Origin of the sequence: Novacetimonas hansenii JCM 7643 (assembly GCF_000964405.1) — a bacterium.
Taxonomy (GTDB): domain Bacteria; phylum Pseudomonadota; class Alphaproteobacteria; order Acetobacterales; family Acetobacteraceae; genus Novacetimonas; species Novacetimonas hansenii.
In genome coordinates, this window is sequence record NZ_BANE01000024.1 from 1 (window position 1) to 22,061 (window position 22,061).

Annotated in this window: 21 protein-coding genes; 9 read left to right on the forward strand and 12 right to left on the reverse strand. The window is 61.0% G+C overall.

All coding sequences use genetic code 11. The features are described 5' to 3' along the window. Positions 1-131: 131 nt before the first annotated feature. From B7G66_RS01810 to fzlA, 3 genes are read right to left on the reverse strand one after another with little or no spacing between them, the layout of a single operon-like run. A complete protein-coding gene (locus B7G66_RS01810; RefSeq protein WP_040511538.1) occupies positions 132-1,508 on the reverse strand; it encodes an MBOAT family O-acyltransferase in 1,377 nt (458 codons plus the stop codon). Then, positions 1,508-2,737, reverse strand: a complete 1,230-nt coding sequence (locus B7G66_RS01815; RefSeq protein WP_003617945.1) for a BaiN/RdsA family NAD(P)/FAD-dependent oxidoreductase — start codon at positions 2,735-2,737, stop codon at positions 1,508-1,510. Before B7G66_RS01815 ends, B7G66_RS01810 begins: the two co-directional genes overlap by 1 nt. Before the next feature lie 11 nt (positions 2,738-2,748). Then, complete coding sequence (gene fzlA / locus B7G66_RS01820) at positions 2,749-3,417, reverse strand: FtsZ-binding protein FzlA (RefSeq protein WP_003617943.1); 669 nt, start codon at positions 3,415-3,417, stop codon at positions 2,749-2,751. Between the two features lie 219 nt (positions 3,418-3,636). Between fzlA and minC the strand changes: the two genes are divergently transcribed. The 3 genes from minC to minE all read left to right on the forward strand — a co-directional run bounded on the left by minC (position 3,637) and on the right by minE (position 5,608). Next, a complete protein-coding gene (gene minC / locus B7G66_RS01825; RefSeq protein ID WP_003617942.1) occupies positions 3,637-4,368 on the forward strand; it encodes a septum site-determining protein MinC in 732 nt (243 codons plus the stop codon). 140 nt (positions 4,369-4,508) lie between these two features. Next, positions 4,509-5,321, forward strand: coding sequence for a septum site-determining protein MinD (gene minD / locus B7G66_RS01830; RefSeq protein WP_003617940.1), 813 nt, complete (start codon positions 4,509-4,511; stop codon positions 5,319-5,321). A gap of 2 nt (positions 5,322-5,323) precedes the next feature. After that, positions 5,324-5,608, forward strand: a complete 285-nt coding sequence (gene minE, locus B7G66_RS01835) for a cell division topological specificity factor MinE (protein ID WP_003617939.1) — start codon at positions 5,324-5,326, stop codon at positions 5,606-5,608. Positions 5,609-5,714: 106 nt separating this feature from the next. On the opposite strand, the gene B7G66_RS01840 is transcribed toward minE, so the two are convergent. The 5 genes from B7G66_RS01840 to B7G66_RS01860 form a co-directional block, all read right to left on the reverse strand. After that, a complete protein-coding gene (locus B7G66_RS01840; RefSeq protein WP_003617938.1) occupies positions 5,715-6,389 on the reverse strand; it encodes a GntR family transcriptional regulator in 675 nt (224 codons plus the stop codon). 135 nt (positions 6,390-6,524) lie between these two features. Further along, positions 6,525-7,394, reverse strand: a complete 870-nt coding sequence (nadC, locus tag B7G66_RS01845; protein ID WP_003617937.1) for a carboxylating nicotinate-nucleotide diphosphorylase — start codon at positions 7,392-7,394, stop codon at positions 6,525-6,527. Further along, the gene (locus B7G66_RS01850) at positions 7,391-9,001 is read right to left on the reverse strand and encodes an L-aspartate oxidase (protein WP_003617936.1); all 1,611 of its coding nucleotides are present in this window, start codon (positions 8,999-9,001) and stop codon (positions 7,391-7,393) included. Before B7G66_RS01850 ends, nadC begins: the two co-directional genes overlap by 4 nt. After that, positions 8,998-9,978, reverse strand: a complete 981-nt coding sequence (nadA, locus tag B7G66_RS01855; RefSeq protein WP_003617935.1) for a quinolinate synthase NadA — start codon at positions 9,976-9,978, stop codon at positions 8,998-9,000. The genes B7G66_RS01850 and nadA overlap by 4 nt, the downstream gene beginning before the upstream one ends. Before the next feature lie 158 nt (positions 9,979-10,136). Next, positions 10,137-11,060, reverse strand: coding sequence for an NUDIX hydrolase (locus tag B7G66_RS01860; protein WP_003617934.1), 924 nt, complete (start codon positions 11,058-11,060; stop codon positions 10,137-10,139). Positions 11,061-11,217: 157 nt separating this feature from the next. On the opposite strand from B7G66_RS01860, the gene B7G66_RS01865 reads away from it, so the two are divergent. Together B7G66_RS01865 and aldA are read left to right on the forward strand one after the other, a co-directional pair. Beyond that, complete coding sequence (locus tag B7G66_RS01865; protein WP_003617933.1) at positions 11,218-11,781, forward strand: ferritin-like domain-containing protein; 564 nt, start codon at positions 11,218-11,220, stop codon at positions 11,779-11,781. A gap of 216 nt (positions 11,782-11,997) precedes the next feature. After that, positions 11,998-13,446: an aldehyde dehydrogenase gene (gene aldA / locus B7G66_RS01870; protein ID WP_003617932.1), complete on the forward strand. Its 1,449-nt coding sequence runs from the start codon at positions 11,998-12,000 to the stop codon at positions 13,444-13,446. Between the two features lie 116 nt (positions 13,447-13,562). On the opposite strand, the gene coaA is transcribed toward aldA, so the two are convergent. After that, positions 13,563-14,537 (reverse strand): type I pantothenate kinase, encoded by a 975-nt coding sequence (coaA, locus tag B7G66_RS01875; protein ID WP_003617930.1) that lies wholly within the window; start codon positions 14,535-14,537, stop codon positions 13,563-13,565. A 17-nt stretch (positions 14,538-14,554) separates the two neighbouring features. Between coaA and B7G66_RS18920 the strand changes: the two genes are divergently transcribed. Both B7G66_RS18920 and B7G66_RS01880 read left to right on the forward strand, forming a co-directional pair. After that, positions 14,555-14,686, forward strand: a complete 132-nt coding sequence (locus tag B7G66_RS18920) for a hypothetical protein (RefSeq protein ID WP_264986171.1) — start codon at positions 14,555-14,557, stop codon at positions 14,684-14,686. Positions 14,687-14,858: 172 nt separating this feature from the next. After that, the gene (locus B7G66_RS01880; protein ID WP_174805744.1) at positions 14,859-16,190 is read left to right on the forward strand and encodes a glycerate kinase type-2 family protein; all 1,332 of its coding nucleotides are present in this window, start codon (positions 14,859-14,861) and stop codon (positions 16,188-16,190) included. A 163-nt stretch (positions 16,191-16,353) separates the two neighbouring features. Here B7G66_RS01880 and B7G66_RS01885 read toward each other — a convergent pair whose 3' ends face one another. The 3 genes from B7G66_RS01885 to B7G66_RS01895 all read right to left on the reverse strand — a co-directional run bounded on the left by B7G66_RS01885 (position 16,354) and on the right by B7G66_RS01895 (position 19,553). Next, the gene (locus B7G66_RS01885) at positions 16,354-16,749 is read right to left on the reverse strand and encodes a hypothetical protein (protein WP_003617927.1); all 396 of its coding nucleotides are present in this window, start codon (positions 16,747-16,749) and stop codon (positions 16,354-16,356) included. 131 nt (positions 16,750-16,880) lie between these two features. Continuing rightward, complete coding sequence (recA, locus tag B7G66_RS01890; RefSeq protein WP_040511528.1) at positions 16,881-17,921, reverse strand: recombinase RecA; 1,041 nt, start codon at positions 17,919-17,921, stop codon at positions 16,881-16,883. A gap of 222 nt (positions 17,922-18,143) precedes the next feature. Continuing rightward, positions 18,144-19,553 carry a gamma-glutamyltransferase gene (locus tag B7G66_RS01895; RefSeq protein WP_040511527.1) on the reverse strand — a complete coding sequence of 470 codons (1,410 nt, stop codon included), beginning with the start codon at positions 19,551-19,553 and terminating at the stop codon, positions 18,144-18,146. A 1,025-nt stretch (positions 19,554-20,578) separates the two neighbouring features. On the opposite strand from B7G66_RS01895, the gene B7G66_RS01900 reads away from it, so the two are divergent. Continuing rightward, the gene (locus tag B7G66_RS01900) at positions 20,579-21,322 is read left to right on the forward strand and encodes a DsbA family protein (RefSeq protein WP_371861387.1); all 744 of its coding nucleotides are present in this window, start codon (positions 20,579-20,581) and stop codon (positions 21,320-21,322) included. Then, the gene (locus B7G66_RS01905; protein ID WP_231106211.1) at positions 21,285-21,863 is read left to right on the forward strand and encodes a GNAT family N-acetyltransferase; all 579 of its coding nucleotides are present in this window, start codon (positions 21,285-21,287) and stop codon (positions 21,861-21,863) included. Before B7G66_RS01900 ends, B7G66_RS01905 begins: the two co-directional genes overlap by 38 nt. Positions 21,864-22,061 lie beyond the last annotated feature (198 nt).

Below are 22,061 nucleotides of genomic sequence, written 5' to 3' on the forward strand. Positions count from 1 at the left end.
CGCCGCCTTTTTCGATCAAAAGGCAGCACCCAAAAACTTTTCTTATTTTTTATCAATGACTTGTTTTAAAACAGTCTCTTAAGGAAACTTCTGCCCTTCTTCTCGGAAGGGGTATTTTCAAACAGCGGCCATCAGAACTGGAAATAGATGAACGGGTCAGGAATGCGCCCGCCGATCAGCAGGATGAGCAGGACGAAGGCAATCCCCCCCGCCACCGCAATCCATGGCGCAGGCGGCATGTCGCGCAGGATCGCGCGCTGTGACGATGGCCCCACCAACGCGACCGCCAGCGCCATGACCAGCACAACGCCATGATGGCCGGTCGCGGCATGGTCACGCCCGCCACCCGCCATCGCCAGCAGCATCATGCGCGCCGCCCCCATGTCGGGGGCACGGAATATCACCCATGACAGCATGATAAACAGCATCGTCAGCGCCCATCCCGCCAACGCGGGCATGCGATTGCCGCGCCGCCCCCACCAGTGCGCGACCGCCAGCGCCCCGCCATGCAGCCCCCCCCACACAAGGTAGGTCCAGCCCGCGCCATGCCACGCACCGGCCAGCAGCATCGTCGCCCCAAGGTTGCATCCCTGCCGTACGGCCCCACACCGGTTGCCACCCATCGGGATATACAGGTAATCGCGCAGGAATCGCGACAGGGTCATATGCCACCGTCGCCAGAAATCGCGGATGGATACCGAACGGTACGGGGCGTCGAAATTAAATGGCAGGCGCAGCCCGAACATCAGCGCCATACCGATCGCCATGTCGGAATATCCCGAAAAATCGAAATAGATCTGCAAAGTGTAAGCCAGCGCCGCCAGCCATGCCTGTCCCGGTGTCGGCATATGCCCCTGCGCCACAAGGGCAAAGACGGGATCACACAGGCCTGCCAGTGTATCGGCCAGCCCCGCCTTCTTCGCCAGTCCGATCAGCAGCAGCATCGCCCCGCGCGACAGGTTTTCCCACATTGCGCCATTGCGCGGGGATTGGGCAAACTGTGGCACGATCTCGTTATGCCGCACGATCGGCCCGGCGATCAGTTGCGGAAAAAACGTCACGAATTCAAGAAAGTCCACCACCCCATAAACCGGTGCGCGCCCACGCATCAGGTCCACGAGATAGGATATTTTCTGGAACACGAAAAATGACAGCCCCAGAGGCAGGACAATGTCCCACGGATTATGTACCTGCCCCCGCGCGGCCGCCAGCACACCGGCCAGCCAGTTGGCATCCTTGAAGAACACCAGCACACACAGGTTGAACACGATCCCGCCAAGCAGCCATGCCCGGTCGCGCGTGCGCCCCCACAGGCATGCCAGCCCCCAGTTGAGCAGCGTCATCCCCACAAGGAACGGCACGAACCGCCAGTCCCACAGGCCATAGAACACCACCGACGCCGCGATCATCACGCCCTGCCGCACCCGGCGCATGGGGGCGCACAGGTAATACAGCATCAGCACAACCGGCAGGAACAGCAGCAAAAAGCCCTGCGTGCTGAACAGCATCAGCCCCGCCGCTCCGCCAGCGCCCGCCCCGCCGCATGGCCACTCGACCATGCCCACTGGAAGTTATGACCACCCAGCCATCCCGTCACGTCCACGGCCTCGCCCACGGCAAACAGGCCGGGCACGTCGCGTGCCTCCATCGTCTGCGATGACAGGCCGTCCGTATCAATACCGCCGCGCGTGACCTCGGCCTTGACGTAACCCTCGCTTCCGTTGGGCATCAGCCGCCACGACGACAGCATCACACCCAGCGCGTCCAGCACACTGTCGGGCATTTCGCCCACCGGACCATCAGGCAGGTGACGCGTCGCCAGCATATGCGCCAGGCGCTGCGGCAGCAGGGTCGCCAACATGGCAGCCCCCCCCATGCGGGGGCGCCCCCGCTTCAGGTCACGCAGGCAGCGCACCGCATCACGGCCAGGCAGGCAGTCAATATCGAGCGCCATCCCCGCCGACCAGTAGGACGACGCCTGCAAGATCGCAGGACCAGACAAGCCACGATGCGTAAACAGCATCCCGTCCCGGAACACGATGTCACGGGCGCGTCGCCCCGCCCCGGCATGACAGCGTGTTGCGACCTCCATCGACACACCCGCCAGTTCGACCATCCATTCCCGGTCGCCCGCACCGAATGTCAGCGGCACAAGCGCGGGTGCGGGCTCCACGATCTTCAGCCCGAACCGCCGCGCCAGATCGTGCGACAGGCCCGTCGCACCCAGCTTGGGAATCGACAGCCCCCCCGTCGCAAGAACCACCGCACGGGCCCGCAGGGCCATGCGGTCCGTTTCCACCACGAAACATCCATCGGCATCGCGGCGCACCGCGATAATACGATTCGAAAGCGCCATTTCCACATGGCCCTGCCGGCATTCACGCACCAGCATCTCCACGATCTCGCCTGCTGAACGATCGCAGAAAAGCTGGCCCGGTGCCTTGGCATGCCACGCAATGCGATGCCGGGCGAGCAGGTCAAGGAAATCACGCGGCGTATAACGTGCCAGCGCGGATTTGGCGAAATGCGGATTGGCCGACAGGAACATCCCCGGGCCGGACTCAAGATGGGTGAAATTACAGCGCCCACCCCCTGAAATCAGGATCTTGCGCCCTGGCTGTGCCGCATGGTCCACGACCACGACACGGCATCCCGCCTGTCCCGCCGTCGCGGCGGCCATCATCCCGGCGGCCCCCGCCCCCAAGATTACGGCATCAAGCACATCGGCACCGGCCATGATGGGCGCGCTCAGAAATCAAGGTCGGCATAATGGGCCGGCGGTGTCATTCCACTGACGCGATCCTGCAGCAATGTGCGAAAGCACGGCCTGCTTTTGATACGGGCGTACCAGTCCTTGGCCGCAGGCGCGGTGTCCCAGGCGACATCGTCGATGAAATCAAGGCATGACAGATGGGCCGCGGCCGCAAAATCCGCAAGCGACAGCGTATTGCCCGCCATCCATTGCCGCGTTTCCGCCAGCCAGTCGATATAGGACAGGTGAAAGCGGATGTTGGCATATCCTGCCCGCAACGCACCGCCATCAGGATTGCCCCGACCGGATATGCGCTTCATCACCTTTTCATTGAGCAGGTTGCGCGTCACTTCGTTGCCGAATTTCTCGTCAAACCAGACGACGAGCCGCCGCACCTCCACCCGTTCGGCAAGGGTGCGGCCCAGAAGGGGGGTATCGGGATAGGCCTCTTCGAGATATTCGCAGATCACCCACGAATCGGGAATCGCAAGCCCCGTTTCCTCCACCAGCATCGGCACCCCGCCCGCGGGGTTCAGCGCAAGGTAATCGGGGCGACGTTCCCATACCCGTTCCACCTTCAGTTCGAATGGCAGCCGCTTTTCTCCCAGTGCAAGGCGCACCTTGCGGGAATAGGGTGAAAGGGGAAGATGATACAGGATACGCATGCATCCGCTTTATTGCATCGCACCACCCTTCGCCAAGCCTTCATGTCAACAAAACCGCATTGCATCGCACGCGGCCGCGCCATGATCGTGACCGGGGGCGCATCCACCGGCCACGGGCCGTGGCGTGGGACGTTTTTTTCTGGCACATTGGCAACGTGCCCATGATAACCCGTCGGGCCGCAGACAGACGAATCCCAGGCAGACGAAGGCTGTAACCACTTGTCCGACGAATTGCGTTCCCTTCCGAAAATACGTGCCCGTGGCCGCTCCTTCCTCGCACTGGTGCTGTCGCCCGAACCCGGCCTGTCCGACTGGATGGCCGGGCTTGATGCGCAGATCGCGCGTTCCGCAGCCTTTTTCGCCAGCAAGCCGGTCATCCTCGACCTGTCGCTGCTTGGCGCGGATGAACCGGGCCTTGGCAAGCTGTATCCAGCGCTGCTTGAACGCGGCATCCGCATCATCGCGATCGAGGGGGCTGACCCCACCACCCCCGCCATCGCCCACTGGCAATGGCCGGCCGGGCTGGAGGGCGGGCGCGCGTCGGGGGCAGTGGACATTCCCGACGACCATGTTCCCGTGCCCGAACGCATACAGGGATCATCCCTGATCGTGGAACAGCCCATCCGTTCGGGACAGACGATCGTAAACCCCGATGGTGACATCATCATCATCGGGTCCGTCGGGTCGGGGGCGGAAGTTACCGCCGCAGGGTCCATCCATGTTTACGGCGCACTACGCGGGCGCGCGATCGCGGGAATGAACGGACAGCCCGAAGCCCGCATCTTTGCCCATGACATGCGCGCGGAACTTCTGGCGATTGATGGGTATTATATGACCGCCGAGGATATGGACCCCCAGTTTTCAGGAACGCCCTCACAGGCCATGCTTAATAATGACACAATCGTGGTGCAGCCACTCAGCCTGCGGATGGCGCCTTCCCCCAGAAGATGAATTCCAGATACAGTTTTCATCGTTGCAGCGGTTGCATCCCACCCTGCCGCGCCCTTACTACTTAACAACCATATTTCAACCGTTGCGGCCTATACCCTTCCCGACCGCGAGCAGAAATAACAGGACAAGGAAAAACTAGAATGGCGAAAGTGCTGGTCGTCACCTCCGGAAAGGGCGGGGTCGGCAAGACAACGTCCACCGCGGCACTGGGCGCGGCGCTGGCACAGACGGGGCAGAACGTGGTCGTGGTCGATTTTGATGTCGGGCTGCGCAATCTCGATCTGGTCATGGGCGCGGAACGCCGGGTCGTGTACGACCTGATCAATGTCATTCAGGGCGAAGCAAAACTGTCGCAGGCCCTGATCCGTGACAAACGCGTCGAAACCCTGTCTATCCTGCCCGCATCGCAGACCCGCGACAAGGATGCCCTGACGGCCGAGGGCGTGGACAAGGTGATCGGTGAACTGCGTGAAAAGTTCGACTGGATCATCTGCGACAGCCCGGCAGGTATCGAACGCGGCGCGCAACTGGCGATGTACCATGCGGATTACGCCGTCGTCGTCACCAATCCCGAAGTGTCCTCCGTGCGTGACAGTGACCGCATCATCGGCATGCTTGACAGCACGACGGCAAAGGCCAAGTCCGGCGGCAAGGTCGAAAAATACCTGCTGGTGACGCGTTATGACCCCGGACGCGCGGCGCGCGGGGAAATGCTGCGCACCGAAGACGTGCTTGAAATCCTGTCGATCCCGCTTCTGGGGATCATCCCCGAAAGCGAGGAAGTCCTGCGCGCGTCGAACCTTGGTTCGCCCGTCACGATTTCCAGCCCGCAAAGCCCGCCCGCCCGCGCCTATTTCGAGGCGGCGCGCCGGCTGGAAGGCGAAAAGATCGATGTCACCGTACCCACTGAACGTAGCGGCCTGTTCGGGTGGCTGTTCAAGGGAAGATCCTGATCATGGGCCTGCTTGATACTCTTTTCGGTCGTTCCCGCAGTTCCGCGCCCGTCGCGCGCGACCGCCTGCAGATCCTTCTGGCGCATGAACGCGCCGGGACGGACGGGCAGGAATCCGAACTGCTCAATACGCTCCACAGCGAGATCCTGGAGGTCATCAAAAGGCATATCCCCGTCGATCAGGACAAGGTCCAGATCAAGGTGGATCGCGGGACATCGGTTTCAATGCTGGAAATAGATATCGAGGTGCCAGCCCTCGAAAAAAAGAAACTTCGCGAAGTGCGATAAAGCTACGCAAGAAACCGGCAGCGTGATGGAGACCTTATTTTTCATCACGACCTGTTTCACAGGGCTGTCCATGGCGGCGGCCCTGTGACGACCATGCCGGCGCCGCTTACGCCAGCAGTGGTTCGATCCATATGCGCGCATTGTTGAAATCACGCGTAATCGCATCGCGTGCGGCCTGCGGGTCACGTGTACGCAGCGCATCGATCAATGCGGCATGGGGATGAACCTCCCCCATGCTGCGCAGGCTGGGCATCGGCCGCGACAGGGCATAAAGCGGGCCAATCCGCACCCACAGGTTACGCAGGATATTCGCCGTCAGGGGCAGGTCGGCCAGTGTTGCGACCGTGGTATGGAAATCCGCGTTCAGGGCGGCAACCGCCCCATCATCACGAACAGCCAGCGCATCGACGAACTGACGATGCAGCATGGCAAGGGTTTCAATCCCGTGCGCACTGGCCTTCATGGCCGCGGCCTCTGCCAACCTGACCTCCAGGTCGGAACGCAGGGCATGGATTTCCGCGAAATTGCGGCGCGTCATGGCGGGCACGACCGCCGTGTTACGGTCATTGAGTTCCAGCGCATGTTCAGACACCAGCCGTAGCAGCGCCTCGCGCACGGGGGTCGGGCTCAGGCCCAGTTCGGCGGCAAGCGGGCGCAGGACAAGACGTTCACCCGCACGATAGCGGCTGCGGATAAGGCCCCGCCGGACATGTTCATAGGCATCAACGCTGAGTACACGTCGGGGGGGCTTGTTGCTCTGCTCCGTGATATCCGCCACCATACCGGTTTCTTATCCTTCAAACAAATATATCTTATTAATCCGTATAAATAATGATCTCCCGGCAGATGGCAACTTGTACTATGTGTCAGTTGCATATTTTATGCATATTTAATTAAAATGACACACGGCCACATCCTATGGTTGATAATCCAGCCCGATATCCATTGCCCTGACGCTGTGGGTCAGCCATCCCATGGAAATCAGGTCAACCCCCGTTGCGGCGACCGTTGCCGCGTTTTGCGGTGTCACACCGCCTGATGCCTCGGCCACGGCACGGTGGTCGATCATGGCGACCGCCTGACGCAACTGGTCCGGTGTCATGTTGTCGAGCAAGAAGACATCGACCCCCCCAACCTCCAGCCCCTCGGCCAACTGTTCCAGCGTATCGACTTCCAGCTCTATACTGACCAGATGCCCCGCCGCCGCGCGTGCGCGCGTCAGGGCGGGACGAATTCCCCCCGCGATCGCAAGGTGGTTGTCCTTTATCAGGATGGCGTCATCCAGGCCGAAACGATGGTTGGCGCCCCCCCCGGCCCGCACGGCATATTTCTGGATCGCGCGCATGCCCGGCAGGGTCTTGCGCGTACAACTGACCCTGGTGCCATAAGGTTCCACGGCCGCGACCACCTGTGCCGTCGCGGTGGCGATGCCACACAGGTGTGATACGAAATTCAGGGCGACCCGTTCCCCCGACAGGATGCCACGCGCCGGGCCGCGCACACTGGCAATGACCTGTCCGGGGGTGACATGGGTGCCATCGGGGGCTGCGACGGTGAATTCGATGCGCGGGTCCATCAGGCAAAAGGACAGCCGTGCCATATCCAGCCCCGCGACCACCCCCGCCTGCCGTGCCGACAGCACCGCATGCGCCTGCACGTCCCCGGCCCCCAGCGTAACATCCGTGGTCAGGTCGCCCCCACGGCCCAGATCCTCCATGAGGCCAGCACGCACCAGAGGTTCAAGCATAAGGTCGGGCAAGGGTCGGATTGACGGGGAATGGGTCATGCGATCACTCCGTTATCAGGGGGGAAAGTCATCTGCGCGTCCCGTGCCACGATCGGGATAATGGCGGCACGCACCATGTCCAGCGTCAGGCGCGACGACGTGGCCCCGGCAGCGGCATGGGGGAAGTCGGCACGGAAATGCCCACCACGGCTTTCCTCGCGCTGCAATGCCGCAAGGGCTACCATCGCGGACACAAGGGCCGCATCATCATGTTCCAGCCGTGGAGCGAACAGGCGCACGGTTTCATGCAATTCATCATGCGTACGAACCACACCCGCGCCACGCGCCATGGCGCGGCGCCGGGCATCGGACGGTGATGGCGCCATTGGTGCCGCAATCCCCTGTTCCGATGGCGCGGCGGTGCGGGTCAACGGCAGGGCGGACAGGTCATGGGCAACCCATGTGCCGAATGACACGGCTTCCAGCAGGGAATTACTGGCAAGGCGGTTGGCCCCGTGCAGGCCGGTACAGGCGACCTCCCCACAGGCCCACAGACCGGGAACGCCGGTACGCCCATGACCATCCACCATAATCCCGCCCATATGGTAATGGGCGGCCGGACGCACCGGGATCGGCTGCCGGGCGGGGTCGATGCCCTGCGCACGACACAGCGCGTCAATGGCGGGAAAACGGGTGGCGAACCGCGCACCAAGCACCTGTCGCGCATCAAGGAAGACATGGTGGCCTGCCCGCATATGCCGCCACACCGCACGGGATACGATGTCGCGCGCGGCCAGTTCCTCGGTAAAGCGATCGCCATTTTCATCCACCAGCACCGCGCCTTCGCCACGCACGGCCTCGCTGATTAACGGCATGGGCCCTGTCACATGCCGCGCGGCCAGCGCGGTGGGATGGAACTGCACAAACTCCATATTACCAAGAACCGCGCCTGCCCGCGCCGCCAGTGCAAGTCCCTGCCCGCATGCGCCCAGCGGGTTGGTCGTATCGCCAAACAGGCCACCAATCCCCCCCGTCGCCAGCACCACGGCAGACGTGGGCCATGCGATGTCACGTCCCGCCACGTTGACACGCACCCCCGTCACCGCCCCATCCTGCGTCAGAAGCGCATGGACCGGGGCATGTTCAACAACCGTAATGCGTGGCGTGGCGCGAACGCGCGCCACCAGCGCCTCCATGATCGCGGCGCCGGATGCATCACCACGGGCATGCACGATCCGGTGGCGGCAATGCGCGGCCTCCAGCCCCAGCACCAACGCACCATCATCCGCCGCACGATCGAAATGCACCCCGAATGCCGCAAGACGCGCAATGGCGTCCGGCCCATCGGCCGTCACACGCGCCACAATCGCGGGATCGCACAGGCCCACCCCGGCAGCCAGCGTATCGGCCGCATGCAATGCAGGCGTGTCGTCCCCCCCAACCGCGGCGGCGACCCCCCCTTGCGCCAGCATGCTCGACGCCAGAGCCGGGCGCATGGCGGCCAGCGGCCCGGATGACAGCAACACACAGGGCTGTTCCAGCATCAGCGCCGTCATCACCCCGGCCAACCCACCGCCGACGATGACAGGCTGCCCCACCAGAGAGGCCGGAGACAGATCACTCAGGCCCACGGCAGACAGGGAAGACAGGGCAGCAGCGTCCGTCATATCGCCAGCATGCGTTCAACAGCACGCCGGCCGCGCGCCGCAAGCGTGGGATCGATCGTCACCTCATGCGTCATCGTCTCCAGCGCGTGACGCAGGCCCGACAGGGTGATGCGTTTCATGTGCGGACACATGTTGCACGGACGGACAAAATCAATCTTCGGATGCAGCAAAGCGAGGTTGTCGCTCATGGAACATTCGGTCACCAGCAGCACCTTGCCACCATCATGGGCCTGCACATAATCGCTCATCATCGCGGTGGAACCGGAAAAGTCAGATACCGCAACGACTTCTGGCGGGCATTCGGGATGCGCCAGCACGACCACGCCGGGATTTTCATCACGCATGCGTGTGATTTCCTGCGGGGTGAACCGCTCATGCACCTCGCAATGGCCGGGCCATGTAATCATCTTGATCCCGGTTTCCGCCTCGATATTGCGGGCAAGGAATTCATCGGGGATCATGATGACCTGATCCGTGCCAAGGCTTTCGACCACGCGCCTCGCATTGCCCGATGTGCAGCAGATGTCGCTTTCAGCCTTCACCTCTGCCGAGGTGTTGACATAAGTGACCACCGGCACCCCCGGATGGCGTTCCCGCAACAGGCGCACATCGGCCGCCGTGATGGAATCCGCCAGCGAACATCCCGCATGCATGTCGGGGATCAGCACGGTGCTGTCGGGATTGAGCATCTTTGCCGTCTCGGCCATGAAATGCACGCCCGCCATGACGATGACATCGGCACTGGCCTCCTGCGCTTCGCGTGCAAGGGCAAGGCTGTCACCACGGATATCGGCAACGCAGTGAAAGATTTCCGGCGTCTGGTAATTATGCGCAAGGATGATCGCGTTGCGCTGCTGCTTGAGCGCCTCAATCGCGCGGATGTCGTCAAGGAACGTCGCCCATTCCATCTCAGGAACCAGGTGGCGCACGCGGTCATAAAGCCGGTCAGCCGCGTGCCGGGGACCCAGTTGATTCATGATTGCCCTCCTCGCCGGTGGCCCCAGTTTCTTTTATACTCAAATTGAGTATAAGTGAGGCACGATGATCCGGCCGGACACTTCCAACGTGAAACCCTGCCTGTGTCAATCAGGATTTTCGTGATCCCGCCCACATCCGCGCCCACCGGGCGGGGGGATCACCCCGAATGCACGATCGGCAGCTTGCTGCCCGCGAACTGCCGCGCGCGCCGCACCTCGCCACAGAAACGGAACAGGCGGGCGGGCCTGCCACCGGTCTTTTCGTCAATCCGGCCTGTTTCCTCAATAAGTTGCTGCTGTGTCACCAGGCGGCGAAAATTCTGTTTGTGCACGTGGCATCCCGCCAGACTTTCGACCGCGCGCTGTAATTGCAGCAAGGTAAACTCCTCGGGCATCAGTTCGAAGACGACGGGGCGGTAACGTATCCTTGCACGCAGGCGCGCCATCGCGGTCGCCAGAATGCGCCGGTGATCGCGATGCATGTACCGGCCGGGAATCGCCTGCGGGGGGGGGCATCCCGCCTCCGCCACCAATGTCGCCTCATACAGCAGTTCATAACGTTGCAGCACAAGCTCATCGTCCCACCCGCCCGTATCGCCAATCGCAAACAGCGCCATGCACCGCTGCCACTGCCGCATCCGGGTTTCGATATCCGCCATGCCCGCAACCCATGCGCACAGGCGACGTTCGATCAGGTCCGTCACCGCCTGCATCGTATCGCTGGTACGGTCCTCCCACGGGAAATAATCATACCAGTCCCGCCACCCCGTCTCCCGCGCGTGGCTGCGGGTCAGGGCGAGGTAGGAAATGGAGATGCTGCGCCCCTGTTCGGGATGCAGGACGCGATCATGATCGGCAAAGGTATAGAGTTGCTCCACGTGGCCGATTGGGTGGCCGGTCTGCTGTTCCACCCATGACCGCACACCAGCCTGCAAGGAACGATGTCCGCTTTCAAGCGGGCCGGAGGGCAACAGGCGGCCATCATCAATCGTCATCACCTGTGGCACGCCATCGCGCACGGCCGTCAGCACCGCGATCAGTTCCGTCACAACATGCGACATCATGCCATCCGTGCCTGTCATGCCTTCATGCCTTCCCATCGTGGGGATACACCCCGGAGTTTCGCATGCAACCGTTCCGCCCCCCTGCCGTTATGACGGACACACTCCGCAACGGACGCAAAAGGCACCTCGTTCGCATTGACACCGTGCCCGTTCATGACCCGAAAGGAGCATCGGAATGGCAAAAGCCACTGAAAACACATTCCTTACCGACGTGCAGACCCTGCGCGCACGTGCACAGAAATCCATTGAACAGGGGGCGCTGACCCCTGCCTATCAAGGGAATGTCAAAACAGCCATCGACCTGTTGCAGACGGTGGTTGCGACGGAACTGGTCTGCGTCTTGCGCTATACCATGCATTCCATTGCCGTCGAAGGCATCACCAGCGAAAGCATCGCCGCCGAATTCGCAACCCATGCCAAGGAAGAACGCGCGCACATGATGTGGGCCGCCGAACGCATTGACCAGCTTGGCGGCGTGCCCAACCTGTCGCCCGAAGGACTGGCCACCCGATCGGCCAGCGAATATGGCGCGGGCGGCAACCTTGTTGAAATGGTGCGGCAGAACCTTGTGGCCGAACGCCTCGTGATTGAGCATTACCGCGAACTGATCCGTTATTTCGCCGATCATGACCCCACCACGCGCATCATGCTTGAAAAGATCCTGGCCGAAGAGGAAGAACACGCCACCGACATGCATGACCTTCTGGTCGCGCACGAAGGCAAGCCCTTCCTGCCCTGATACGCAGTCGCGCATTCCCCCCCCTTTTTTCCGCGGCGCCCGCATGACCCGGCCATGTCCCGACATGGCCGGTCGCCATCGCACGTCCCGTCCACCGCCGCGCGGCAGGCAGGCAGGCAGGCAGGCAGGCAGGGTTTGTGCCATTTTTACGAAGGTGGCCTAACCTTATGCTGATCCGCAACTGACCATAATTATGACCATACTGGAGACCCTGACATGGCAGACGTCAGAAATTACGACCTGTTCATTGGTGGCGAATGGATTCCCGCCACGACCGAGGAACGCGACACCATCCGCAATCCCGCAACCGGCGACGTATTGGCCAGTGTCGGCATCGCCAGCAAGGACGACGTCGATCGCGCCCTGCAGGGCGCGCAGGAAGCCTTTGGCACATGGAGCCGCCTGATCGCGACAGACCGCGCGGATTATCTGTACAAGCTGATCGAATTGATCCGCCGCGACGAAGACAGGCTGGCGCGCCTCATCACCAGCGAAAATGGCAAGCCCATCCGCGAAGCAAAGGTGGAGGTCAATTTTGCCATCCAACTGATCCGCTTTGCCGCGGAAAATGCCCGCAGGCTGGAGGGTAACATCATCCCCGGCAGCCGACCGGGCGAAAAGATTCTGATCGAGAAGATCCCCCATGGCGTTATTGCCGGGATCTCGGCATGGAACTTCCCCTTGGCCCTGACGGCGCGCAAGCTGGGGCCGGCCCTTGCGGCGGGCAACACCTTTGTCATCAAACCGCATGAACTGACCCCGCTTTCGACACTTGCCCTGGCCGAACTGTCGGTGGAGGCAGGCTTCCCCAAGGGCGTGTTCAACGTCGTCACCGGTGGTGGCGTGACGGTGGGCAATCAACTGGTCACAAACCCGATCACCAAGCTGATTACCATGACCGGCAGCACGCCTGCGGGACGCAAGATCATGGCCGCCGCGTCGGAAGGGCTGAAGGAAGTGCGCCTCGAACTTGGTGGCAAGGCCCCGTTCATCGTCATGGATGACGCGGATATCGAGGCCGCGGCGACCGCCGCAGTTTCCGCACGCTTCATGAACTGCGGGCAGGTCTGTACCGCCAACGAACGCACCTATGTCCATCAGGCGGTGTATGACCAGTTCCTGGACCTCCTGCGCAAGAAAATCGCACAGATCAAGGTCGGCAACCCGCTGGATGCGGACACAACCATGGGGCCGAAAATCAGCAAGGCCGAACTGGAAAAGGTCGATGCGATGGTCCAGCGCGCCATCGCACAGGGCGCAAAAGTCGAGATCGGCGGCAAGGCGCTGACGGGCGGTATCTACGACGCGGGCAACTTCTATGCCCCCACGCTGCTGACCAATGTTACGAATGAAATGGATATCACGCAGAACGAGGTGTTCGGCCCGGTCCTTTCGCTTATCAAGGTGGAGGATTTCGACGAAGCCCTGATGATGGCCAACAAGTCACGCTATGGCCTGTCGGCCTATATGTTCACGCAGGACCTCAAGAAAGTCATGCGCATGAGCAACGAACTGAATTTCGGCGAGATCTATGTCAACCGCGAGGGAGGTGAGGCCGCGCAGGGATTCCATCACGGCTATGGCGACAGCGGCATCGGCGGGGAGGACGGGCAGTACGGCCTCGAAGCTTATGTCGATACCAAGACCATCTACCTCAATTACTGAGGCGGCGGCACGCCACGCGACCATGACAGGGGGCCTCTGGCCCCCTGTTTTGCCATGCGCCCATTGCCGGGGGCCCGCAGAACCGGAAAACGCGTCAGGCGCCAGAAATGCCGCCTTCAGATCTGGCGCATCCATACCGTGCTGACGCTGTGGCTTGGTCCCTTGCGCAGGATCAGGCGCGCGCGTTCACGCGTGGGCAGGATGTTTTCTTCAAGGTTGGGCAGGTTGATGCGCCGCCAGATATCACGCGCGACATTTTCCGCCTCTGCCGGGCTCAGGTCGCGGTAATGGTGGAAATAGGACGTCGGCTTGCGAAAGGCCGTCTGCTGGAGCATCCGGAAACGTTCCACGTACCACCGTTCGATATCGTGCGTATCCGCGTCGAGATAGATCGAGAAGTCAAAGAAATCCGACGCCATGAATGGCTGTTCAGAGGCGGTCTGAAGCACGTTCAGCCCCTCGAAGATCAGGATATCCGGCTGGTCCACCACCTGGTAACGGTCTGGGATGATGTCATATGCCTCGTGCGAGTAGATGGGCACGTCCAGGTTGCGTTCCCCCGCCTTGAGCGCGGCGAGGAAGGAAATCATCTGCCGCAGGTCATAGCTTTCGGGAAATCCCTTGCGCGCCATCAGGTCGCGTTCCTGCAGCACGCATTTGGGCAACAAAAACCCATCCGTCGTGACCAGCGATACGTTGGGATGGTCGGGCCAGCGCGACAGCACCGCCTGCAACAGGCGGGCGAACGTACTCTTGCCCACGCCTACACTGCCCGCAATGCCGATGATGAAGGGTACGGTCCGGCGCGGCACGCCAAGGAAGGCGCTCTTGACCATATTATTAAGGCTGCGGCTGGCCAGCACGTGCAGGTTGAGCAGGCGCGAAAGCGGCAGGTAAACCTCGGCAATATCCTCCAGCGAAACCGGTTCGTTATGGCCGCGCAGGGACGCGACCTCCGCCTCGTTCAGGGATTGCGGGACATTGGCGCGCAGGGCCGCCCATTCGGGGCGGGGGAAAATCATGTATGGCCGGATCGCGCCATATGACGCGACCTGTGGCGTGACGGGACTGTTACCCTTTCCACTCTCCAAGGGCCGCTCTCCTCCTGATGGTCGATCTGGACACGGATGTCACGATCCACGCCGGGCGGCGTAACATCTTACCCTTCCCCGATCCAGAGCAACCGCCCCCAATTTCGCGTGTGCAGGGCCACGACACGCCCGCGACCGCCCCCACCTGATACAGTCGTGACAATTGTGACACGCATGGCCCCCTTGCCCGATGGCGCGCCCTGCCTTTCATGAAGAGCAGGTACCACCCCCTTCCTCCGCCAATGGCGTGGCGTTTTGCGCTGCGTTACCTGCCGTGGTTACCTGCCGTGCCTGCCCCTTTCCGTGACGATGGATCGCCTGATGACACCCACATATTCCACCCTGCCGATGCCTGACATGCCGGGCGCATGGCACGATAAGAACATACGTGCGGCATTGCAGCGGATATTCGATGCCGCCATCCACAGTGCGCAACCCGCACGCGTGCTGGCACGCCACCTGCCCTCCCCGCCAAAGGGACAGTGTGTCGTGGTCGGCGCAGGCAAGGCGGCGGCGGCCATGGCGGCCGCCCTGGAACAGGCATGGCCGGACGTTCCCCTGCGCGGAGTTGTTGTGACACGTGACGGGCACGTCGCCACCACGTCGCGCATACGTGTGATGGAAGCCGCCCATCCCGTGCCCGACAGCCGGAGCGAGGATGCCGCCCGCGCCATATTGCACGAAGTTCGTGGCCTTGGGCCTGATGACCTTGTCATTGCCCTGATATCGGGGGGTGGGTCGGCCCTGATGGAACTGCCCGCGCCGGGGCTGACACTTGCGGACATGCGTGCGCTCAACCAAGAACTGCTGCATTGTGGGGCGGATATCGGGGACATGAACCTGGTGCGTCGCCACCTGTCGGACATCAAGGGCGGGCGCCTGGCCCGCGCATGTGCGCCTGCACGCGTGCTGACCCTGGCCATCAGCGACGTGCCGGGGGATGATCCGCTGACCATTGCCAGTGGCCCGACCGTGCCCGACCCGACGACCCCTGCCGATGCGCTGGCGGTGCTGCGTCGCCGTGACATTACGGTCACGCCGCAAATCCTGGACGCCCTCATGCGGCCCTTGCCACCCTACGGGCAGGAAGCGGCCAACCCGGATAACCGCTTCGTCCTGATCGCCACCCCCATGATGGCGCTTGAGGCCGCAGCGCAGGAGGCACGCACACTCGGCCTGACCCCGCTGATCCTCGGCGATGCGCTGGAGGGGGAAAGCCGGGACGCTGCAATCGTCATGGCAGGCATCGCACAGTCCGCCCGCCATCACGGTGTACCGGTGGCGGGGCCTGCCGTACTGCTATCGGGTGGGGAAATGACGGTCAGCCTTCGCGCAGGCGACGGGCCACCCGGACGCGGCGGACGCAATACAGAGTTCCTGTTGTCCCTCGCCCTTGCATTGCAGGAACATGACGGGATCTGGGCCATCGCAGGGGATAGTGATGGCATCGACGGGACCGAGGATGCGGCAGGGGCGATCGTCACACCCGATACATTGTCACGCGCCCGCGCACAGGCGCTGGACCCGCGTGAATTCCTGCGCCGCCATGACAGCTACAGCCTGTTCGACGCCACGGGCGACCTTGTACGGACCGGCCCGACACTTACGAACGTCAATGATATCCGTGCGATTATGGTGTCAGAGACTGTTTGAAAAACCAGCCACGATAACATACTGAAATTATAAAGGTTTTTGGTGAAGCTTTTTCTAAAACGCTTCGAAGGACGCCGCATTTTTGAAAAAAAGCGGCACCCAAAAACTTTTCTTATTTTTTATCAATGAGCTGTTTTCAAACACGCTCTTATAAAATGATGGGTCAGTTCGCGTTGCCGCCATGCGGCTTGCCATAACTGACCTGGGTATCGGGCACGACAAAGTGCTTGGGGTCTTCCTGATTTTGGGAATCATCATCGTCCCCCGCCTGCGACGGATCATAACCTGAGGAAATCATCTGCATCGCCGCCGCATCGGGCATGGGATGATACGCCTCCATCGGGGGATCAGGTTCGGGATCAACGCGCGGCAGGCGATGCACATGCCCGGCGGCAGAGGCGTGCGTCGGACCGGGCACCGTAGTACCGTTGGCGCGATGCCCGCCAATCGGGGGCATCGCCTCATCAACATCCACCGGGTCATTGCGGTCCCCATGCATCGTATCGGCACACGATGACAGGCACAGCAACACCCCAAACATGACAAGACGCGGTTTCATGTCCGCACAGTATCATCCCGCACCACGACACAAAGACCGATTATTGCATATCCTGCCGTCACACACGTGCCATTCATACCCCCGCCATCACACCATGGCGGGGGCACGGCCCGTCGTGACGGATGATTGTATCATTCTGCGTCGTCGTCGGGACCGACCAGCATGGCTTCGGCCACCACGCCCGCCTGTTCACGCACGCGGCGTTCGATATCCGCGGCCATTTCAGGATGGTCGCGCAGGAACTGCTTGGCATTCTCACGCCCCTGGCCGATGCGCTGGCTATCGCAGGAGAACCATGCCCCGGACTTCTCCACAATGCCGGCCTTGACCCCAAGGTCGATCAGCTCGCCCATCTTGCTGATGCCTTCGCCATACATGATATCGAATTCCACCTGCCGGAACGGGGGGGCCATCTTGTTCTTGACCACCTTCACACGGGTCTGGTTGCCCACGACCTCGTCCTTGTCCTTGATCGAACCGATCCGGCGGATGTCCATACGCACCGACGCATAAAATTTCAGCGCATTGCCGCCCGTCGTCGTTTCCGGGCTGCCGAACATGACCCCGATCTTCAGGCGGATCTGGTTCAGGAAGATCATCATGGTGTTGGACCGCGACACCGATCCCGTCAGCTTGCGCAGCGCCTGACTCATCAGGCGCGCATGCAGGCCGACATGGCTGTCGCCCATCTCGCCCTCAAGTTCCGCACGCGGGACAAGGGCCGCCACGCTGTCGATCACCAGCACGTCAATCGCCCCCGAACGCACCAGCGTATCGGCAATTTCAAGCGCCTGCTCCCCCGCGTCGGGCTGACTGATGAGAAGGCTGTCCACATCCACCCCAAGCTTGCGCGCATAGCCGGGATCAAGCGCATGTTCCGCATCGATAAAGGCGCAGGTGCCGCCCTTTTTCTGTGCTTCGGCAATGGCATGCAGGGCCATTGTCGTCTTGCCCGAACTTTCGGGGCCATAGATTTCCACGATGCGCCCACGCGGCAGGCCACCAATGCCAAGGCCGATATCAAGGCCGAGCGAACCGGTGGAGATCACATCGACCTCCGTCTTGGGCCGCTCGCCCATGCGCATGATCGACCCCTTGCCAAACGCGCGTTCAATCTGGCTCAGCGCGCCTTCAAGAGCCTTGCCTTTGTCAATACCCGGAGCCTGTGCCATGGCCTGCTTACCTTTTCGACGAAGCTGTGTTTCGCGCATTCCATGTTCCTGTCAGTGAATCGGGACAGGACCTGCCGGACAGGATGGGCGTGTCCGGGGTGTCTTCACATGGAAGCTGCGATGCAGTTCCCAATATGGAACAAAACAAGATCATTTACAACCTTGCCCCTGTCATTTGCCGCAGCATTTCTCCCGCTCCCTTACAAAGCGGGCGGCACCGCATTACCGCGGGCCAACCGCAAGGCCGGTTTCACGCGGGTCCGACCCCGCAACGCATGACGTGCCGTCACCGGGCAGGCCACGGGGGCACGCAATCGCGTTGACGCGTCCTTCGGCCGTGACGGCGCGCGACGCCGGGGCCTGACCCGACAGGACCAGCTTCATTTCCTCCGCCACGGCAGCGGCGGCATCGTTCTGTCCCGATCCGGCCACAGCCGCGCGGAAGGCATGGCCATCATTGGCGATCGCAGCCGACAGCAGGGGCGCGGGCACGCGCGCGGGTGATGCCGCAAGCACGATACCCGTATTCCCCGCAATACGCCCCGTGCCGAACAGGTTGTTCATCGTCAGGCTGCATGCCACCGCCATTCCCGCATGGTCCACCACGGCAAAGGAGGTCGAGGCCGGAAGTGACGGCAGGCTGCCGCTGCCTGGTGTCCCGGAATCAAGGACGGCCTGCGCCCGCGCCGTCAGGTCATCATTGGTCTGCTTGCCCTGCGTATCGCCACCCCGCGCACGCCATGCGGCGACGGCCCCCTGCGACAGGGATTCAGGGTTGCCCTGCCCCGCAAGCAGCGCGCGGAAGGCAACGGCACTGCCGAGGCCACCATCGGCGGGCGGCGGCAGGAACGCAACCGTCAGCCCCCCTGCGGCATTGACCCGTAAGGGCAGGCGTTCGGAAGGAATGGCCGCACGCAGGTCGCTGGTCTGCAACCCGCCGCCAGCCGCCTGGCTGCCTGCAGTAAAGGATTGCGCCAGCGCACCATTATACAGGTCGCCCACGCCCATGCCGCGGATCTGGTCCAGCACACCCGACAGGTGCGTCTGCACCAGCGCGTCCCCTTCGACAAGGGCCGTGCCATCGGTCCGGCTGAAGATCGCGCGCATCCCCGGGTCCGCCAGCAGCGGCCCCTGCACGGTGGCAAGATCGCTTGCCAACTGATGGCTGACATTGACGCCATTGACCGCCAGCGACATGGCATCAGGCAGGATGGCCGCAAAGGACGTGGTGCCATATTGCAGATGCATCAGATACATACCACGCGCCAGCATCGGCACAGCCGCCGGGCGGTCGGCATGGGGCGCGCCGGGAATGCCATCGACCGTGCCCGCGCGCGGGGTAAAGATGAAGGCGCGGCCCCCTTCGGTATCGCCAGGGCGATAGGCAAGGCAGGCCCCACCCGACCCCATCGACGCCCGTGATGGCAGCGTCACCGCCAGCGCCATGCCCATTGCCGCCGCCGCATCCGCCGCATTGCCACCGCGCGACAGGATATCACGCCCGACCATGACGGCCTGTGGTTCATCGGCGGCCACGGTACCGATCAGTGCGCCGGGCGACGGACCAAACATGTGGGTGACAAGATGCATGGGCGAGGAATGGCCGCATCCGGCGACGGAAACCGCGAGCATTGCCGAAAACGCGATCCGGGCGGACCTGCGCGCAAAGGAATTCGTGGAATGCTCTGGCACGCGTCTTCTTCTCCATTCGACCATAACCGCGGAAGCCCCACCCCCAAGGCATCGGCACACCGGCATTCCGCCATTAGCGGTCTTGCGCGCATGGGGCAAGCAGGCTTTTGCATGATCGTAAGCCTTGGACATGACGGCAGGCCCAAGCCATCGGGCAGCCAGTTTCATGGAATATCGCCCCCATGGATACAAAACAGATGGGGAAGGCTTTACTTCTGGCCTGCGCGAATGCTGGCAGGAAGAACATATATAATTTATATCCAGCGCATCTGATATCAGGAATATTATATCCGGATATCAGATGCACATAATAAATTCACAGTTTAATTGTAAATAATGTATTATTTAATTATAACAATAAATATATTTGGTTTAATTCATATACAATTTCTGAAATTATACGACAATTTTATATTTAAGTCATAATAATTTTTATTATTTTTAAAACATAAAAACAAATTCCGAAAAATTAATTTATAACTCATTATATGAAACATTGAAATATCACAAAATATAAATAAATACGCATGTAATTACAAATTAAATTTAAAAATATATGGGTTAAATATAAAGTTTTTAATTTTAAAATAAATTAAAAAATACAATTTAAAGAACATTGAATTATATTATTTTATTGCAATAAATAACATTTATAAAACTTTAAATAAAAATACTTATTGATATTGTTATATTACCTTAAATATCATGATTTTTACTGATTTGTTATCTTCCACCCATAGCTGCCATGATAGCAGTTGCCGCCATGGATTTTACCGTGCCATGCCATGTTGCGCGATTCGGGCATCCCCGTCATATGCCATCACACATGGCGCATGTTTAACATGCCGACTTCTTTCCTTACCCTCCTGCATCCTTTACATACCCCATCCTGACCCGATTGACGGAGGCCGCCCGTGCCCTTTTCCCGCCGCACCTACCGATTGCGCCGCCTGTTGCCCGCCACCATGGCAGCGGCCCTCCTGACGGGGGGGCTGTATGTCCCGACCGTGGCATCCGCACAAAGCGCCAGCGACACCTTCACCCCGGCACAGCGCAAGGCGATCGTGGAAATCGTGCGCGATGCGCTGAAGACCGATCCGTCCATCCTGACCGATGCGATCACCGCACTGCGGCAGAATGCCGCCAACCAGGCTCAGGCCTCGGCGCAGGGGGCGTTGGCCACGCATCGCGCGCAACTGCTAAACCCGGTGGCGTCGGACGCGATCCTTGGCAATGCGCAGGCCACCACAACCGTGGTTGAATTCTATGACCCGCGCTGCCCCTACTGCCGCAAGGTGCTGGCCGATCTGGACCGGATCGTGGCGGAAGACAAAAGTGTCCGTATCATTGAAAAAGTCGTTCCTGTCCTGGGACAGGGCAGCCTGATTGCATCACAGGCCCTGGTTGCCGCATTCCAGCAGGGCGGACAGGCCGCGTATTTCAAGATGCAGCACGCGATCATGACGGATTCGGAACATCCTACCGTTGATCGCATGCGCGCGCTGGCGAAACAGTGCGGACTTGATGCCGACCAGATCGCCAAGGAAATGAACGGCGAGAAAGTCACCGCCGTATTGCAGGCGAACATGGAACTTGCCCACGGCATTGGTCTGGATGGAACGCCAACCTTTGTTTTCAACGCCCGTCAGATCATTCCCGGCGCGGTGGATTATGATGAACTCAAGAAAGCCATCTCCCATACCCGCTGACCCCACGATCCCACAGGGCGGCCCGGTCATTCGCACGGGCCGCCCCACAGATGCAGCGGCCCTGCCCGCAACGGAACGTTCGGCCGCGCAACGCTTTGCCAGCATTCCGGCGCTGGCATGGCTGGCAACGGGGGATGTCATGCCAGCAGAGGCACATTTGCCCTGCATCGCGGCAGGCACATGCTGGGTTGCAGAAGACACCGATGGCGCGATTGCCGGTTTTCTAAGCGCAGGCATACGGCATGACTGCCTGCATATCCTTGAATTTTCGGTCCGTCAGGACATGCAGGGACAGGGCATGGGACGCGCGCTGCTGCATGCCGCGATGCTCAGGGTACAGCAAACGCACATGCCGGGCGGCCTTACACTGACGACTTTTCATGATGTCGCGTGGAATGCGCGGTTCTATCGCGCGATGGGGTTCGAGGAACTGACATCCCCCGCCCCCTGGCTTGCGGAATTACTGGCGCAAGAAGAGGCACATGGCCTTCCGCCGGGGTCGCGTTGCGCGATGCGCTGGCGCGCGGCGGAAAAGGGATAGAAACAGCCTGAGAACACCCTGCGGATAAAAACAATAGAAGTTTCTGGCGCCCCTTTTCCGGGAACAACCGCACACCAGAGTTTTTAGAGGCTATTCAAAAAGTCAGGACAAATAACATCCTGAAATCATAAAGGTTTTTGGTGAAGCTTTTTCGAAAAAGCTTCAGAAGACGCCGCCTTTTTCGATCAAAAGGCAGCA